This is a genomic window from Amycolatopsis roodepoortensis (genome assembly GCF_014873915.1).
Classification (GTDB): Bacteria; Actinomycetota; Actinomycetes; order Mycobacteriales; family Pseudonocardiaceae; genus Amycolatopsis; species Amycolatopsis roodepoortensis.
The window spans coordinates 106,682-121,557 of record NZ_JADBEJ010000008.1; the positions used below are offsets into that span (position 1 = coordinate 106,682).

Annotated in this window: 15 protein-coding genes; 11 read left to right on the top strand and 4 right to left on the bottom strand. The window is 68.3% G+C overall.

What is annotated here, in order from left to right; translation table 11 throughout:
- Window positions 1–137 precede the first annotated feature (137 nt).
- The 7 genes from pdhA to H4W30_RS38150 all read left to right on the top strand — a co-directional run bounded on the left by pdhA (window position 138) and on the right by H4W30_RS38150 (window position 7,382).
- Entirely contained in the window at window positions 138–1,343 is a 1,206-nt protein-coding gene (pdhA, locus tag H4W30_RS38120; RefSeq protein ID WP_192747196.1) for a pyruvate dehydrogenase (acetyl-transferring) E1 component subunit alpha, read from the top strand.
- Between the two features lies 1 nt (window position 1,344).
- On the top strand, window positions 1,345–2,337 hold the full coding sequence (locus H4W30_RS38125) for an alpha-ketoacid dehydrogenase subunit beta (protein WP_192747197.1): 993 nt from the start codon (window positions 1,345–1,347) through the stop codon (window positions 2,335–2,337).
- Between the two features lie 16 nt (window positions 2,338–2,353).
- Window positions 2,354–3,682, top strand: coding sequence for a dihydrolipoamide acetyltransferase family protein (locus tag H4W30_RS38130; protein ID WP_192747198.1), 1,329 nt, complete (start codon window positions 2,354–2,356; stop codon window positions 3,680–3,682).
- A gap of 148 nt (window positions 3,683–3,830) precedes the next feature.
- Window positions 3,831–4,388, top strand: a complete 558-nt coding sequence (locus H4W30_RS38135) for a TetR/AcrR family transcriptional regulator (RefSeq protein WP_192747962.1) — start codon at window positions 3,831–3,833, stop codon at window positions 4,386–4,388.
- Between the two features lie 20 nt (window positions 4,389–4,408).
- Window positions 4,409–6,352 (top strand): ABC transporter ATP-binding protein, encoded by a 1,944-nt coding sequence (locus H4W30_RS38140; RefSeq protein ID WP_192747963.1) that lies wholly within the window; start codon window positions 4,409–4,411, stop codon window positions 6,350–6,352.
- 2 nt (window positions 6,353–6,354) lie between these two features.
- Window positions 6,355–6,855, top strand: a complete 501-nt coding sequence (locus tag H4W30_RS38145) for a P-loop NTPase family protein (protein ID WP_192747199.1) — start codon at window positions 6,355–6,357, stop codon at window positions 6,853–6,855.
- A gap of 44 nt (window positions 6,856–6,899) precedes the next feature.
- The gene (locus tag H4W30_RS38150; RefSeq protein WP_192747200.1) at window positions 6,900–7,382 is read left to right on the top strand and encodes an FxsA family protein; all 483 of its coding nucleotides are present in this window, start codon (window positions 6,900–6,902) and stop codon (window positions 7,380–7,382) included.
- Here the strand turns inward: H4W30_RS38150 and H4W30_RS38155 are convergent.
- Both H4W30_RS38155 and H4W30_RS38160 read right to left on the bottom strand, forming a co-directional pair.
- Window positions 7,379–8,026: an SCP2 sterol-binding domain-containing protein gene (locus H4W30_RS38155; protein ID WP_378234548.1), complete on the bottom strand. Its 648-nt coding sequence runs from the start codon at window positions 8,024–8,026 to the stop codon at window positions 7,379–7,381. The two genes, H4W30_RS38150 and H4W30_RS38155, sit on opposite strands and share 4 nt — an antisense overlap.
- Window positions 8,027–8,055: 29 nt before the next feature.
- A complete protein-coding gene (locus H4W30_RS38160; RefSeq protein ID WP_192747201.1) occupies window positions 8,056–8,691 on the bottom strand; it encodes an SCP2 sterol-binding domain-containing protein in 636 nt (211 codons plus the stop codon).
- A 128-nt stretch (window positions 8,692–8,819) separates the two neighbouring features.
- Between H4W30_RS38160 and H4W30_RS38165 the strand changes: the two genes are divergently transcribed.
- Window positions 8,820–9,485 (top strand): TetR/AcrR family transcriptional regulator, encoded by a 666-nt coding sequence (locus H4W30_RS38165; protein ID WP_007032385.1) that lies wholly within the window; start codon window positions 8,820–8,822, stop codon window positions 9,483–9,485.
- Here the strand turns inward: H4W30_RS38165 and H4W30_RS38170 are convergent.
- Both H4W30_RS38170 and H4W30_RS38175 read right to left on the bottom strand, forming a co-directional pair.
- On the bottom strand, window positions 9,468–10,313 hold the full coding sequence (locus tag H4W30_RS38170; protein WP_192747202.1) for a MaoC family dehydratase: 846 nt from the start codon (window positions 10,311–10,313) through the stop codon (window positions 9,468–9,470). The genes H4W30_RS38165 and H4W30_RS38170 overlap by 18 nt on opposite strands.
- 2 nt (window positions 10,314–10,315) lie before the next feature.
- Window positions 10,316–11,650: a 3-oxoacyl-ACP reductase gene (locus tag H4W30_RS38175; protein WP_192747203.1), complete on the bottom strand. Its 1,335-nt coding sequence runs from the start codon at window positions 11,648–11,650 to the stop codon at window positions 10,316–10,318.
- A gap of 92 nt (window positions 11,651–11,742) precedes the next feature.
- On the opposite strand from H4W30_RS38175, the gene H4W30_RS38180 reads away from it, so the two are divergent.
- The 3 genes from H4W30_RS38180 to H4W30_RS38190 all read left to right on the top strand — a co-directional run bounded on the left by H4W30_RS38180 (window position 11,743) and on the right by H4W30_RS38190 (window position 14,856).
- Entirely contained in the window at window positions 11,743–13,032 is a 1,290-nt protein-coding gene (locus H4W30_RS38180) for an acetyl-CoA C-acetyltransferase (RefSeq protein WP_192747204.1), read from the top strand.
- A gap of 70 nt (window positions 13,033–13,102) precedes the next feature.
- Entirely contained in the window at window positions 13,103–14,056 is a 954-nt protein-coding gene (locus H4W30_RS38185; protein WP_192747205.1) for an ATP-binding cassette domain-containing protein, read from the top strand.
- The gene (locus H4W30_RS38190; protein WP_034314193.1) at window positions 14,053–14,856 is read left to right on the top strand and encodes an ABC transporter permease; all 804 of its coding nucleotides are present in this window, start codon (window positions 14,053–14,055) and stop codon (window positions 14,854–14,856) included. The genes H4W30_RS38185 and H4W30_RS38190 overlap by 4 nt, the downstream gene beginning before the upstream one ends.
- Window positions 14,857–14,876 lie beyond the last annotated feature (20 nt).

Sequence of the window (14,876 nt, forward strand, 5' to 3'; positions counted from 1 at the left end):
TGCCAGGATGTGCGCACGAACCGTCAACGCCGACGGTGACCCAGCGCTTCAGATCCGACGCGCTGGTCCCCGCCGGCGCAGTCACTGTGGCCGCCACAAGTGGCCGCCAGAGGCGCCGACATCAAGGAGAGCAGCGCATGCCGTCCGAACACTGGACGCACCCGGAGCCTGGAGATGGTCCCGCCGCCGTAGCGGCGCAGCCTACCCCCGAACAGGTGATCGCCGGTTTGCGAGCAACGAGCGAAGGTGGCGCTGAGCTGACTCAGCTGCTCACCCCCGAAGGCGAACGGGTCGCCTCGCCGCAATTCGACCGCTACGTCGACGACATCGACGCCGAGGCCCTCAAGGGCCTGTACCGCGACATGGTCCTGGTCCGCCGCGCGGACCGCGAGGCCAACGCGATGCAGCGCCAGGGCCAGCTCGGCATCTGGGTGCCGCTGCTCGGGCAGGAGGCCGCGCAGATCGGCTCCGGCCGCGCGCTGCGGAAGGGGGACATGGCGTTCCCCAGCTACCGCGAGCACGGTGTCGCGTACACCCGCGGCGTCGACCTCAAAGAGGTGCTCGGCATCTTCCGCTGCACCGACCACAGCGGCTGGGACTACCAGGCCCACGGCTTCCACCCGTACACCATCGTGATCGGCAACCAGGTGCTCAACGCCGCCGGTTACGCGATGGGCCAGAAGTTCGAAGGCAAGGTCGGCGACGACGACAGCGAAGCGACCATCTGTTACTTCGGTGACGGAGCGACTTCGCAGGGCGACGTGCACGAAGGCTTCGTCTGGGCCGCCGTCTACGACGCGCCGCTCGTGTTCTTCTGCCAGAACAACCAGTGGGCGATCTCGGAGCCCACCGAACGCCAGTCGCGCCTGCCGCTGTACCAGCGCGCCCGCGGCTACGGCTTCCCCGGCATCCGCGTCGACGGCAACGACGTCCTCGCCTGCCTCGCGGTCTCCCGCTGGGCGCTGGAGGAGTGCCGTCACGGCAACGGCCCGGTGCTGATCGAGGCGTTCACCTACCGGATGGACGCGCACACCACCACCGACGACCCCACCCGCTACCGGCTCTCCGACGAGCTGGAGGAGTGGAAGCTGAAGGACCCGATCGAGCGCGTCCGGGCGTATCTCGCCCGCGGTGGCGGCGCCGACCAGGCGTTCTTCGACCAGGTGCAGGCCGATTCGGACGCGTTCGCGGCCGAGCTGCGCGAATACTGCTTCAACATGCCTGAACCGCCACCGGAGCGGATCTTCTCCAACGTGTACGCGGAGTCCACGCCGCTGCTCGACAAGCAGCGCGAAGAGTTCCTGTCCTACATGGACGGTTTCGTCGGGGCGGAGGGGCACTGAAATGAGCGACCTCCAGAAACTCACCATCGGCAAGGCGATCAACCTCGGCCTCCGGCGCGCCATGGAAGAGGACCCCAAGGTCCTGATCATGGGTGAGGACGTCGGCAAGCTCGGCGGCGTCTTCCGCATCACCGACGGCCTGCAGAAGGACTTCGGCGAGCAGCGCGTCCTGGACACGCCGCTCGCGGAGTCCGGCATTATCGGCACCGCGGTCGGCCTCGCCGTCCGCGGTTTCCGCCCGGTGTGCGAGATCCAGTTCGAAGGCTTCATCTTCCCGGGCTTCGACCAGATCTCCAGCCAGGTCGCGAAGCTGCACTACCGGACACAGGGCAAGATCAAGATGCCCATCGTGATCCGGGTGCCGTTCGGTGGCGGCATCGGCGCGGTCGAGCACCACTCGGAGTCGCCGGAGTCGCTGTTCGCCCATATCCCCGGCCTGAAGGTCGTGTCGGTTTCGAACGCGGTCGACGCCTACTGGGGCATCCAGCAGGCGATCAAATCCGACGACCCGATCCTGTTCTTCGAGCCGAAGAAGCTCTACCACTCTGGCGCGATGAAGTCCGAGGTCGACACCGAGGCCACGCCGGACGAGCTGTTCAAGTCCCGCGTCGTCCGCGAGGGCACCACGGCCACGGTCGTCGCGTACGGCCCGTCGGTGAAGGTCGCGCTCGACGCGGCGGCCGCCGCCGAGGACGAGGGCAAGTCGCTGGAGGTCATCGACCTGCGGACACTGTCCCCGCTCGACCTGGAGCCGGTGTTCGAGTCGGTGCGCAAGACCGGGCGGCTCATCGCGCTGAGCGAGGCGCCGTCGGAATCGTCGCTGACCTCGGAGATCGCCGCGCGCGTGCAGGAGGAATGCTTCTACTCGCTGGAAGCCCCCGTGCTGCGGGTGACCGGATTCGACACGCCGTACCCGCCCGCCAAGCTCGAGGAGCACTACCTCCCCGACCTGGACCGGGTGCTGCACACCGTCGACCGTTCACTCGCCTGGTAAGGGGGAAGTTCCTGAAATGCCCGAGTACAAACAATTCCCCCTGGCCGACACGGCGGAGGGGCTGACCGAGGCCGACATCATCGCCTGGCAGGTCAAGCCGGGTGACAAGGTCACGGTGAACCAGATCGTCGTCGAGGTCGAGACCGCGAAGGCCGCCGTCGAACTGCCCATCCCGTGGGCGGGCGTGGTCACCGAACTGCTCGTCGAACCGGGCCAGACGGTGGAGGTCGGCGCGCCGATCCTCACCATCGACGTCGACCCGGACGGCAAGGCGGCCCCGGCACCCACCGCCGCGCCCGTGGCGGAGGAGTCGGCGGAAGAGGAGATGAAGCCGCTGGTCGGCTACGGCTCCAAGGCCGTCGTCACGCAGAGGCGTGCGCGTAAGGGCGCGGCTCCCGCCCCTGCTCCGGCGGCACCTGCGGCGCCTGCTGTGGCTGCTGCGCCTTCCAAGCCGAAGGGCGGGTACGTGCCGCTGGCGAAGCCGCCGGTGCGCAAGCTCGCCAAGGACCTCGGCGTCGACCTGCACGCGCTCACCGGCTCCGCCGACGGCGGCGTCATCACGCGTGACGACGTGCAGGCGGCCGCCAACGGTTCCTCCGCACCGGCCGCCGCTGTGTCCACAGTAGACAGTGGCTACGACCCCGCGACACGGGAACGGCGGGTGCCGATCAAGGGCGTCCGCAAGGCCACCGCCGCCGCGATGGTGCAGAGCGCGTACACCGCCCCGCACGTCACGGAGTTCCTGACCATCGACGTCACGCCGATGATGGAATTCCGGGAGAAGCTGAAGAAGTCGCGCGAGTTCGCCGGGGTCAAGGTCACCCCGCTGACCTTCGCGGCGAAGGCCGTCTGCCTGGCGGCCAAGCGCACTCCGGACGTCAACGCGGTGTGGGACGAGGCGGCGCAGGAGATCGTCTACAAGGACTACGTGCACCTCGGGATCGCCGCGGCCACCCCGCGCGGGCTCGTCGTGCCCAAGGTCCGCGACGCGGATTCGATGTCGCTGAAGGAACTCGCGATCGCGCTCACCGAGCTGACCGACGTCGCCCGCGAGGGCAAGACCACGCCGGCGGCCATGCTCGGCGGCACGATCACCATCACCAACGTCGGCGTCTTCGGCGTCGACACCGGGACGCCGATCATCAACCCCGGCGAGTCCGCGATCCTGTGCCTCGGCGCGATCAAGGACACCCCGTGGGTGGTCGACGGCGAGATCAAGGTGCGCAAGGTGCTCCAGCTTTCGCTGAGCTTCGACCACCGCGTGGTCGACGGGCAACAGGGTTCGGAGTTCCTGGCCGACGTCGGCGCGCTGCTGGCCGACCCCGCCGTCGCGATCACCTACTGACGTTTCGCGCGTGAAGGCCCCCTTCCCTCGGCTGAGCCGAGGGAAGGGGGCCTTCACGCGCTTCGGCCTTATTCAGTTGACGGAGTGAGCGCTCACTCCGCACACTGGACGCATGACAGAAACCGCCTCCCGGCGGAGAGCGCCGGGAATGAGTGCCGACGAGCGGCGCCGGATGATCGTCCAGTCCGTGCTGCCCCTGCTGGTGGAACACGGCGCCGGTGTCACGTCGAGCCAGATCGCGCGTGCCGCGGGGATCGGCGAAGGCACGGTCTTCCGCGTGTTCAAGGACAAGGACGAACTGTTCGCCACCTGCTTCGCCGAAGCACTGAAACCTGACCAGGTGCTCGACGCGCTCGCGGTCATCGACCTCGACCAGTCCCTCGACGACAGGCTCATCGAAGCCGCCGACGCGCTCAGCGCACACCTCCAGCGCATGGGGGCGCTGATAGCGATCATGCACGGCTCCGGCAAGCGGCCGGAGCATCGCAGGGACAGGCGCAAGGAGTCGATGAGCGCCATGCGTGACGCCATGGCCGAGCTGTTCGAACCGGAGAAGGACCGGCTCCGCCTGCCGCCGGCGCAGTCCGCGGCGCTCTTCCTGTCCTTGCTGTTCAGCGGCCGGATCCGGTTCAGCGAGACCGGTGACGAGCCCACCACGATGGAACTCGTCGACGTGTTCCTCAACGGCGCCTTGGCGGCCGCGTGATCGGCCCGCCCGGTGGCGGCCTGGAACTGTTCATGGCGCGCGGCGGCAGGCGGCGCCGTCCGCCGTCGACGGTGCCCGACAGCGGGCTGACCGGCCCGGTCGACATCCCGGAGCCTGAACCCGAAGCCGTCCCGAAAGACCTGAAGTCCCGCCTCGACCGTATGTGGGTCAACATCACCGGCACGGTCCGCGGCCTGCCGAAGGTCGCGAAGCTGACGTGGCAGGCAAGCCCGGTCCTGACCATCGTGATCACGTTGGTGACCCTCCTTTCCGGCCTCCTGCCGACGGCGACCGCGTACATCGCGAAGCTGCTGATCGACTCCGTGGTCGCGGCGATCCAGGGGCACGGGACGAAGAGCGCGATCGTCGGTGTCGCCCTCTTCCAGTTCGGCATCCTCGTGCTCACCGCGGTTTCGCAGGCACTTACCACCTACGGTCAATCGCTGCTGCAGGAACGGATGACGCTGACCATCCGCCACCAGGTGATGGACCACGCGAGCAAGCTGCACCTTTCGTACTTCGAGGGTTCCGCGTCCTACGACATGCTGCGCCAAGCCTCGCAGGAGGCACCGACGCGACCGCTGTCGATGATGAACTCGGCGCTCGGCCTGATCCGGACGGTGATCACCTTCGGCAGCATGATCGCGCTGCTCGTCTCGATCAGCCCGCTGCTGGCGCTCGTCGCGCTCGTGGCGCCGATCCCCGCGTTCATCTCGCAGTCGAAGTACGGCGCCCGCGCGTTCTGGCTGACGCTGATGATGTCGCCGCTGAAACGGCGGATGGACTACCTGAACTCCTTGGTCACCACGGACACGTATGCCAAGGAGACCAAGCTGTTCGGGCTCGGCCCGTATTTCGTCGACCGGTTCCAGCGGCTCGGCCAGGTCTTCTACGACCGGCAGCGCACACTGACCCGCAAGCGGAGCGTCAGTTCGACGTCGTGGGGCCTGCTCAGCACCGCCGCCGGCTCCGCGATCGCGCTGTACATCGCGCTGGAGGCCGTCGGCGGCAGACTCACCCTCGGCGACCTCGCGCTGTACACGGCCGCCGCGGCGTCGGTGCAGACGTCGGTCCAAGGGCTGTTCACCGCGTTTTCCGGGATGTACGAGAACAATCTCTACCTCGACACGCTGTACCGCTTCCTCGGGACGAAGCCGGATATCGTCGCGCCGCCGGAACCCCGCCCTCTTCCGTCCACAGTGGAGGGTCACATCCGGTTCGAGGAGGTGTCCTTCACCTATCCCGGTGCGCCGGACCCTGCCCTCGACGGCGTGAGCTTCGAAATCCGGCCGGGGGAAACGGTCGCCGTCGTCGGCCGCAACGGCGCCGGGAAGTCGACCCTGTTCAAACTGCTGTGCCGGCTGTACGACCCGACCGGTGGACGGATCCTGCTCGACGGCGTCGACATCCGCGAGTACGACCCGGTGGAGCTGCGGCGGCAGATCAGCGCGATGTTCCAGGACTACGTGACCTATCAGGGCACCGCGTCCGAGAACATCGGGCTCGGCGATCTGACGCACCTCGTCGACCGGGAACGGATCGAGACGTCGGCGAAACGGGCCGGTGCCGACGAGCGGATCGAGCGCCTGCCCAGCGGCTACGACACCCCGCTCGGCCGCTGGTTCGACCAGGGCGTCAGCCTGTCCGGCGGCGAATGGCAGAAGATCGCGCTGGCCAGGGCGTTCCTGCGGGAGGCGCCGATCCTGATCCTCGACGAGCCCACCTCCGCCCTGGACGCGCAGGCCGAGCACGACCTCTTCTCGCGGCTGCGCGAACTTTCGGAGGGACGCACGACGCTGTACATCTCGCACCGGTTCTCCACCGTGCGGCAGGCGGAGCGGATTCTGTTGCTGGAGCACGGAAAGGTCGCCGAATACGGGACGCACGACGAGCTGATGGCGGCGAAGGCGGGCTACGCCGAGCTGTTCACGTTGCAGGCCGCCGCGTACCTCGACGAAGACTGACCATGCGGCGGATCATGGTCGTCGGCTGCAGCGGCGCCGGGAAGTCGACGTTCGCGCGACGGCTCGGCGCCGCGCTCGGCCTGCCGGTCACCCATCTCGACCGGCTCTACTGGCGGCCGGGCTGGACACCGGCGCCGGACGCCGAGTTCCACGCCGCGCAACAGGAGGTCACCGCGTCCGACGCCTGGGTGATCGACGGCAACTACGGATCGTCGATGCATCTCCGGCTCCCGCGAGCGGACACGATCGTCTTCCTCGACTACCCGCGCCGCGTCTGCCTACGTCGGGTGCTGATGCGATGCCTGCGCGAATACGGGCAGGACAAGCAGGCGCCCGGCTGCCCCGAAAGGCTGGATCTGGAGTTCTATTCCTACGTCTGGCGCTGGCCGAAGCACCATCGAGAGCGGACGGTGCGGCGGATCGCGGAGCAGGGGGCGCACGCGCGACGGGTCGTGCTGACCAGGCCACGCGAGGCGGAGGAGTTCCTTCGCCGGATCGGCTGACCGGGGGTTGGGAGCAAAACGGGCAAGCCGTACGTTGTCCAAGTATGGCTGTCGCGTTCCTGCTCTATGTCGTCGCCGAGATCGCCGCCGTGTGGGCGGTGGGCTCGGCCGTTGGCGTCCTCGGCACGATCGCGCTGCTCTTCGCCGGCGCGTTCGTCGGGTCATGGCTCGCGCGCCGTGAAGGCGGCCGCGCCTTCCGCGCGTTCGCCGAGTCCGCGCGGCTCGGCCGCCCCGCCGACGCGGAGAAGGAACTCACCGACGGGATGCTGATCGGGCTGGGCGGCCTGCTGATCCTGCTGCCCGGTTTCGTCAGCGACGTGATCGGCCTGCTGTTCATCCTGCCGCCGACGCGGAGTGTCGCGCGGAAGGTGTGGCAGAAGCGGATGGCACGCCGGGCGGTCAAGTTCGCCAACCGCACCCGCGGGCCGGTGATGGTCATGGACAGCGAGGTCGTCGTGGACGCGCCGCCCGCCGAGGCCGCCAAGAAGCAGCCGCCGGTGATCGAGGGCCGCATCGTCGAGGGCTAGGTACCGCTCGGCTTCGGGATGTCGAAGTACCCGCTGAACCGCACCGCCGGCGCGTACTCGCCCTTGACCTTCACCTTCCCCGTCACGAACATCGCCGCCACCGCCGCGTTGCCGGTGGCCATCCGGATGAAGTCGTCGACGGACAGCGTGATGGTGGTGTCCGGAGTGCGTGCGAGATCGGTGCTGGAAACGCAGACGCCGTCTTCGATGACCGTTTGAAAACGATCGAAACCGTCTTCTCCGTCACCATCGGTGAAACGCCACGCGACGACGAAGTCGACATGCCGTGCGCGTTCCGGAACGAAATGATCCGACATTCTGCGGAAAATCTCGTCGAGGAACGCCGAACGCAGTTCCGGATGATCGGCGATGGCCTTGAGCTGCTCCCGCGACGCGCGTTGCACGACGTCGACGAGCACCTCGGTCTCCAGTGAGCTCAGCTCGATGCCCGCACCGGTTTCGCCGAGCATGTGCAGGGTTTCCAGCACCTGGGTGAACTGCTCGGGGCTCAGTTTGGTGAGCTCGAGTTTCTCCGCGAAGGCGTTGACGACGTGTTCGCCGGCGGTGCGCGTTTTGTGCGGCCTCGACGGACGGGAAAGGCGTACCTTGTCCCGCCAGCGCCGGTTCGGAGAATTTCGGGGCACGGCACGGAAGTGTATCCGCTCCGCCGGGTTCAGGACGGTTTCGGAAGGTCGAAGAAACCGATCAGACCGGCCGCGAACGCCAGGTCACCTTTTACTTTGATCTTTCCGGTGACGAATAGCACAGCGGGCGTCGCCTGGTGGGTGATGAGCCGGAAGAAATCGACGGGCGCGATCGTGATCGTCACCCTCGGCTTCTCCCGCATGTCCCGGTCGACCGTGCACTCGCCGTGCGAGATCACCGTCTCGTAGCGGTCGTACCCACCCGCCCCGGTGCCGCCGGACAGCCGCCAGTGCACCACCGCGTGCAGGCTTTTCGCGCGGTCCTGCCGGATGTGGGCGCCCATACGGTCGAAGATCTCGCGCAGCACGCGTTCCCGGAGCGACCGTTCGGCGACGACGCTCTCGAGTTGCGCACGCGAGGCGCGCGCGACGAGGTTCGCGAAGCGGGCCGGGTCCACCTTGCGGAGGTCGAACGCCGGCGCAGATTCGGCGAGCCGTCCCAGTGCGGCCAGCAGCCGCCGGACGTCGTCCTTGCCGAGGTCCTTCGGGTCGATGGCGCCCGCGACCTCGTTGACGTCGAGAGAGTGCGCTTCGGCGGAATCCGGCTCGATCCGTTCCAGCACGTCGACCAGCGCGCGGCCGGTCAGCCCCACGATCTCGGTCATCTTCCCTCCAGTTCCCGCCTACCCGAGCGTAAGGCTACCCGCGAGTAGGTAAGCGGGCAAGCGTGCCGAAATCACCCTTGCCGGTGGTGGCCCGGTAGCGTCTTACGCGAACTAATGGGAGGTCCTGAGTGTCCGAGGAAGTGCCGCGTCCCGCCGAACGCGCCAAACGGCTGCCGAGAGCGGTGCGGGAACGCCAGATCCTGGACGCTGCGGTCTCGGTGTTCTCGCGCTACGGCTATCACTCCGCGTCGATGGACGAGATCTCCGAGGTCGCCGGCGTGTCCAAGCCGATGATCTACACCTACCTCGGGTCCAAGGAAGATCTCTTCGGCGCGTGCATCCGCCGCGAAGCCACCCGCCTGCTGGAGGCGGTGCAGGACGGGATCAAACCCGATCTGCCGCCCGACATGCAGCTTTGGCACGGCCTGCGCGCGTTCTACCGCTTCGTCGCCGACTACCGCGAGTCCTGGACGGTGCTGCACCGCCAGGCCATGACCGTCGGCGGCGCCTTCGCCGCGGAGATCACCGACATGCGCACCCGCGCGATCGAGCTGGTCGCCGCGCTGGTCGTCTCCGCCGGCACCCGCAAGGGCCTCGGCGAGCAGGCCGAGTTCTCCGGCGCCGGGCTGTCCGCCGCGCTGGTCGGGGCGGCCGAGTCGCTGGCCGACTGGGCGCTCGACCACCCCGACGTCTCCGACGGCGTGCTCGCCTCGTGGCTGATGAACCTGGTCTGGCTCGGGTTCAACGACCTGGTCGAGGGCGAGATCTGGAAGCCGTCAGAGAGCGACGACTGAGCCCTCCAGGTGCGGCTTCGGCTTGCGCGCGTTCCACAGTTCGAAAGCCCAGCCGTCGCCTTCACTCCAGGTGGTGAAAGCCGCCTTCGCGGGCAGCAGGACCGGCTGCTTGAACTTGACGTCGACGGTGAACGCCTCCGGGAGCCTGCCCTCGAACGCCGCGAGCGCGTGCGCCTTCGTCCACATGCCGTGCGCGATCGCCGCCGGGAAGCCGAACGCCTTCGCCGTGATCGGGTGCAGGTGGATCGGGTTGCGGTCGCCGGAGACCTCGGCGTAGCGGCGGCCGATGTCGCCGGGCACGTGCCAGATCGCGTTGGCCGTCGGCTGCGAGAGCTGGCCGCGCGAGGTCTTCTCGCCGCTGCCGCCGCCGCGGCGCAGATACGTGCTGACGTCCGTCCACGCAGGACTGTCGTTGACCAGCAGTTCGCTGACGACGTCGAACTGCTTGCCCTTCTCGTGCGGGCGCAGATCCTCGGCGCGCACGCGCAAGGTGAACGACTCGTCGAGCCGCAGCTGCCGGTGCTGGGTGATCCGGTTCGCGACGTGCACCATGCCCAGCAACGGGAACGGGAAGTCGGCCTCGGTCATCAGCGCCATCTGCAGCGGGAACGCGAGGATGTGCGGATACGTCGCCGGGAGCACGTCGTCCAGCCGGAATCCGCACACCTGGTTGTACGCGGCGAGGTGCGCCGGGTCGACGACGACGCCCTCGCGGACGAACTCGGTGCCCGGGAGCGTGTCCCCGCCGCTCTTGCGCAGCGAACCGAGCAACGCCTTGGGGTACAGCGAAGACAGACTCGGCGACTCGTGGAGTTCCTTGACGGCCATGCTCACGCCCCCAGCAGTGCCTGGCCGCAGACGCGGACCACGTTGCCGTTGACCGCGGCCGAAGCCGGGTTCGCGTACCAGGCGATCGTCTCGGCGACGTCGACCGGGAGCCCACCCTGGCCGAGGCTGGACAGCCGCCGCCCGGCCTCGCGGATGAACAGCGGGACGGCGGCGGTCATCTTGGTTTCGATGAAGCCGGGCGCGACGGCGTTGATCGTGGCGCCGTACTCGGCGAGCTTCGGCGCGCCGTCGTTCACCATGCCGATGACGCCCGCCTTGCTGGTGGCGTAGTTGGTCTGGCCGACGTTGCCCGCGATCCCGGCGATCGAGGAGACGCCGATGATCCGGCCGTTCTCGTGCAGCACCTTGTCGGCGAGGAGCTTTTCGTTCACCGCGAGCTGCGAGGCGAGGTTGACCGCGATGACCGAGTCCCAGCCGCCTTCGGTCATGTTGCCGAGCGTCTTGTCCCGCGTGATGCCCGCGTTGTGCACGACGATGTCGACGCCGCCGTGGCGCGTGGTCAGGTACTCGGCGAGCTTCTCCGGCGCGTCGGCGGCGGTGATGTCCAGCTGCAGCGACGAGCCGCCGACCTTGTTGGCCACCTTGGACAGGTCCGCGCCCTGCGCGGGGATGTCGAGCGCGACGACGTGGGCGCCGTCGCGGCCCAGCACCTCGGCGATGGCCGCGCCGATCCCGCGGGAAGCACCGGTGACCAGCGCGACCTTGCCTTCGAGGGGTTTCGTCCAGTCGGCCGGGGCGGAGGCGGTCTTGGTCTCGGTGCCCACGCGGATGACCTGGGCGTCCACGAAGGCGGACTTCGACGAAAGCAGGAACCGGAGCGTGGACTCGGTGGCCTCTTCGGCTCCTTCGGCGACGTACACGAGCTGGGCGGTCGCGCCGCGCTTCAATTCCTTACCGACGGAGCGAACGAAGCCTTCGAGAGCGCGCTGGGCGATCCGCTCGTGCCCTTCGGCCAGTTCCGGCGGCGTCCCGAGGACGACGACGCGGCCCGACGGCCCGACGCTCCGGATCACCGGGTGGAAGAAGTTGTAGACCTCGCGAAGCTGCTTCGGGTCCTTCACGCCTGTCGCGTCGAAGACGAGCGCGGCGTGCCTGTCGGCCGCCGTCGAGAGGACCTCGATGCCCGCGCGGTGCAGCTGCGCCTCGATCACCTTTTCGAGACGGCCGCCCGGCGCGGCACCCAGAAGTGCGGGACCCTCGAGAGCGGGCTGGCCGGGCTTGTACCGGCGAAGCGTGGCGGGGTTCGGCAGGCCGAGCTTCGGCACCACGAACTTCCCCACTGGGGATTTCGTGAACTGCTGGTACCTGTCAGCCATTACGTGCCTCCCGTGCAGTTTGCGTCACGTCGCAGTCTAACCTACTCGCTAGTAGGTTACAGTGTGAGAGAGCCTACGGAGGAGTGGAAAAAATGGCCACGAAAAGGACGGCACCCGTGCGCAAGGTCGCGATCATCGGCGGTAACCGGATCCCCTTCGCCCGCTCGAACGGTCCGTACGCGAAAGCGTCGAACCAGGACATGTTCACGGCCGCCCTCGACGGCCTGGTCAGCCGCTTCTCCCTGCAGGACGAGGTGATCGGCGAGGTCGCCGCCGGCGCCGTGCTCAAGCACGCGCGTGACTTCAACCTCGCCCGCGAAAGCGTGCTCGGCAGCAGGCTGAACCCCGCCACCCCGGCGTCCGACGTGCAGATGGCCTGCGGCACCGGCCTCCAGGCGATCATCAACGTCGCCAACAAGATCGCCCTCGGCCAGATCGACTCGGCCATCGCGGGCGGCGTCGACACGACGTCCGACGCGCCGCTGGCGGTCAACGACGACCTGCGCCAGATCCTGGTGCAGCTCAACGCCGCGAAGACGCTGCCCGAGCGGTTGAAGCTCGCCGCGAAGCTGCGCCCCGGCCACATCGTCCCCGAGATCCCGCGCAACTCCGAGCCGCGCACCGGCCTTTCCATGGGCGAGCACGCGGCGCTGACCGCGAAGGTCTGGGAGATCACCCGCGAGGCGCAGGACGAACTCGCCGCGACCAGCCACCAGCGGCTCGGCGCCGCGTACGACAAGGGCTTCTTCGACGACCTCGTCACGCCGTACCTGAAGCTGGCGCGTGATCAGAACCTGCGGCCGGACTCCAGCGTCGAGAAGCTCGCGAAGCTGAAGCCCGCCTTCGGTGGCCCCGAGGGCACGATGACCGCGGGCAACTCGACGCCGCTGTCCGACGGCGCGTCGACCGTCCTGCTCGCGACCGAGCAGTGGGCCAAGGCGCGGAAACTGCCGGTGCTGGCGTACCTGACGTTCTCGCAGACCGCGGCCGTCGACTACGTCCACGGCGACGAGGGCCTGCTGATGGCGCCCGCGTACGCCGTCCCGCAGATGCTCACGAGGGCCGGGCTCACTTTGCAGGACTTCGACTTCTACGAGATCCACGAGGCTTTCGCGTCGCAGGTGCTCGCCACCCTCAAGGCGTGGGAGGACCCGCAGTTCGCGAAGTCGAAGCTTGGCCTCGACGAACCTCTCGGCTCCATCGATCGGGCGAAGCTGAACGTCAACGGCTCCTCGCTGGCGGCCGGGCACCCGTTCGCCGCGACCGGTGGCCGTATCGTCGCCACCCTCGCGAAACTGTTGAACGAGAAGGGTTCCGGCCGCGGGCTCATCTCGATCTGCGCCGCGGGCGGCCAGGGCGTGACGGCTATCCTCGAGAAGTAAGCCGTTCGCCCGGAGCGGATCGGGGAAAAACCCCGGTGTCTTTGTCGGTGCCGGGGTCTAGGTTGGCCGCATGTTCGCAGTTCAGGCGAAAGCGCTGGTCAAAACCTACGGGTCCACACGCGCGCTCGACGGGGTCGATCTGTCGATCCCCCAGGGCAAGGTGCTCGGCCTGCTGGGGCCGAACGGTGCCGGGAAGACGACGACGGTCCGCATCCTGACCACGCTGCTTCGCCCGGATTCGGGCGAAGCGGAGGTGGCCGGGCACGACGTGCTGGCCCATCCCGACGCCGTCCGGCGGTCGATCGGGCTCTCCGGGCAGTACGCCGCCGTGGACGAGAACCTCACCGGCTTCGAGAACCTGTACATGGTCGGCAGGCTGTACGGGAGCAAGAAGGCCGCGGCGAAGTCGCGGGCACGTGAGCTGCTCGCCCGGTTCCGGCTGGAGGACGCGGCGGATCGTCCCGCCAAGACGTACTCCGGCGGGATGCGGCGGCGGCTCGACCTCGCGGGCGCGCTGGTCGCCGAGCCGACCGTGGTGATCCTCGACGAACCGACCACCGGGCTCGACCCGCGCGGCCGGATCGACACCTGGGAGGTCATCAAGGAGCTCGTCGCCGACGGCACCACCGTGCTGCTGACCACGCAGTATCTGGAGGAGGCGGATCAGCTCGCCGACTCGATCGTGGTGATCGACAAGGGGAAGGTCATCGCGCGCGGCACCGCCGACGAGCTCAAGCAGGAGATCGGCGGCGAGCGGCTGGAGCTCGTCGTGGCGAACGCGAGCGATCTCGCCATGACCACCCAGGTGCTGACCGAGGTCGGCTCGGGCACGCCGTCGGTCGACGAGCACACCCGCAAGGTCGACGTCCTGGTCGAGGGCGGTCCGAAGGCGTTGATCGAGGCACTGCGGCGGCTGGACGCGCAGGGCGTCGCCGTCCAGGACGTCGCGCTGCACCGGCCGACGCTCGATGACGTCTTCCTTTCGCTGACAGGGCACGCCACGGACGAGGGGGACAAGAAGTGAGCGCGGTCGCGAAGGCCTTTTCCGACGGTGGCGTGATCACCTGGCGGAACCTGAAGAACGTCCAGCGCAACCCGGACTGGCTGATGGCGGCGACCCTGCAGCCGATCATGTTCGTGCTGCTGTTCGCGTACGTCTTCGGCGACGCGATCGGCGGGGAAGCGGGCGGCCTCGCGTATCGCGAGTTCCTGATCGCGGGCATCTTCGCGCAGACGGTCGCGTTCAACTCGGCGTTCACCGTGATCGGCTTCGCGAACGACCTGCAGAAGGGCATCATCGACCGGTTCCGTTCGCTGCCGATCTCCCGGCTCGCGGTGATCTTCGGGCGGACGACGTCGGATCTGGTGATCAGCGTGGTCGCCCTGATCGTCATGTCGCTGTGCGGGCTGCTCGTCGGCTGGCGGATCCGCGGCAGTTTCCTCGACGCGGTGCTCGGCTACCTGGTGATGCTGATGTTCGCCTGGGCGCTGTCCTGGGTCGGCGCGTGGATCGGGCTCGTCGCGCGCAGCGTCGAGGTGGCGCAGAGCGCCGGGTTGATGTGGATGTTCCCGCTGAGCTTCATCTCGACGGCGTTCGTCCCGGCGGACAAGCTGCCGGGTGTGCTGAAGGCGATCGCGGACTGGAACCCGTTCACCGCGGTGATCAACTCGGCCCGTGACCTCTTCGGGAACCGCTTCGGCGCGGCACCGACGGGCTGGCCCGCCGAGCACGCCTCGCTGTACGCGATCCTGTGCTGCGTCGCCATCATCGCGATCTTCGCGCCGCTCGCGACGGCCCAGTACAAGAAGGTCGCGAGCCGCTAGGAAAAACTTCCGGGACGAAA

Excerpts from the sequence above, each read along its gene's own strand:
- pdhA (WP_192747196.1), top strand. The coding sequence starts at position 138 with ATGCCGTCCGAACACTGGACGCACCCGGAGCCTGGAGATGGTCCCGCC.
- H4W30_RS38125 (WP_192747197.1), top strand. The coding sequence starts at position 1,345 with ATGAGCGACCTCCAGAAACTCACCATCGGCAAGGCGATCAACCTCGGC.
- H4W30_RS38130 (WP_192747198.1), top strand. The coding sequence starts at position 2,354 with ATGCCCGAGTACAAACAATTCCCCCTGGCCGACACGGCGGAGGGGCTG.
- H4W30_RS38135 (WP_192747962.1), top strand. The coding sequence starts at position 3,831 with ATGAGTGCCGACGAGCGGCGCCGGATGATCGTCCAGTCCGTGCTGCCC.
- H4W30_RS38145 (WP_192747199.1), top strand. The coding sequence starts at position 6,355 with ATGCGGCGGATCATGGTCGTCGGCTGCAGCGGCGCCGGGAAGTCGACG.
- H4W30_RS38150 (WP_192747200.1), top strand. The coding sequence starts at position 6,900 with ATGGCTGTCGCGTTCCTGCTCTATGTCGTCGCCGAGATCGCCGCCGTG.
- H4W30_RS38160 (WP_192747201.1), bottom strand. The coding sequence starts at position 8,691 with ATGACCGAGATCGTGGGGCTGACCGGCCGCGCGCTGGTCGACGTGCTG.
- H4W30_RS38170 (WP_192747202.1), bottom strand. The coding sequence starts at position 10,313 with ATGGCCGTCAAGGAACTCCACGAGTCGCCGAGTCTGTCTTCGCTGTAC.
- H4W30_RS38175 (WP_192747203.1), bottom strand. The coding sequence starts at position 11,650 with ATGGCTGACAGGTACCAGCAGTTCACGAAATCCCCAGTGGGGAAGTTC.
- H4W30_RS38180 (WP_192747204.1), top strand. The coding sequence starts at position 11,743 with ATGGCCACGAAAAGGACGGCACCCGTGCGCAAGGTCGCGATCATCGGC.
- H4W30_RS38185 (WP_192747205.1), top strand. The coding sequence starts at position 13,103 with ATGTTCGCAGTTCAGGCGAAAGCGCTGGTCAAAACCTACGGGTCCACA.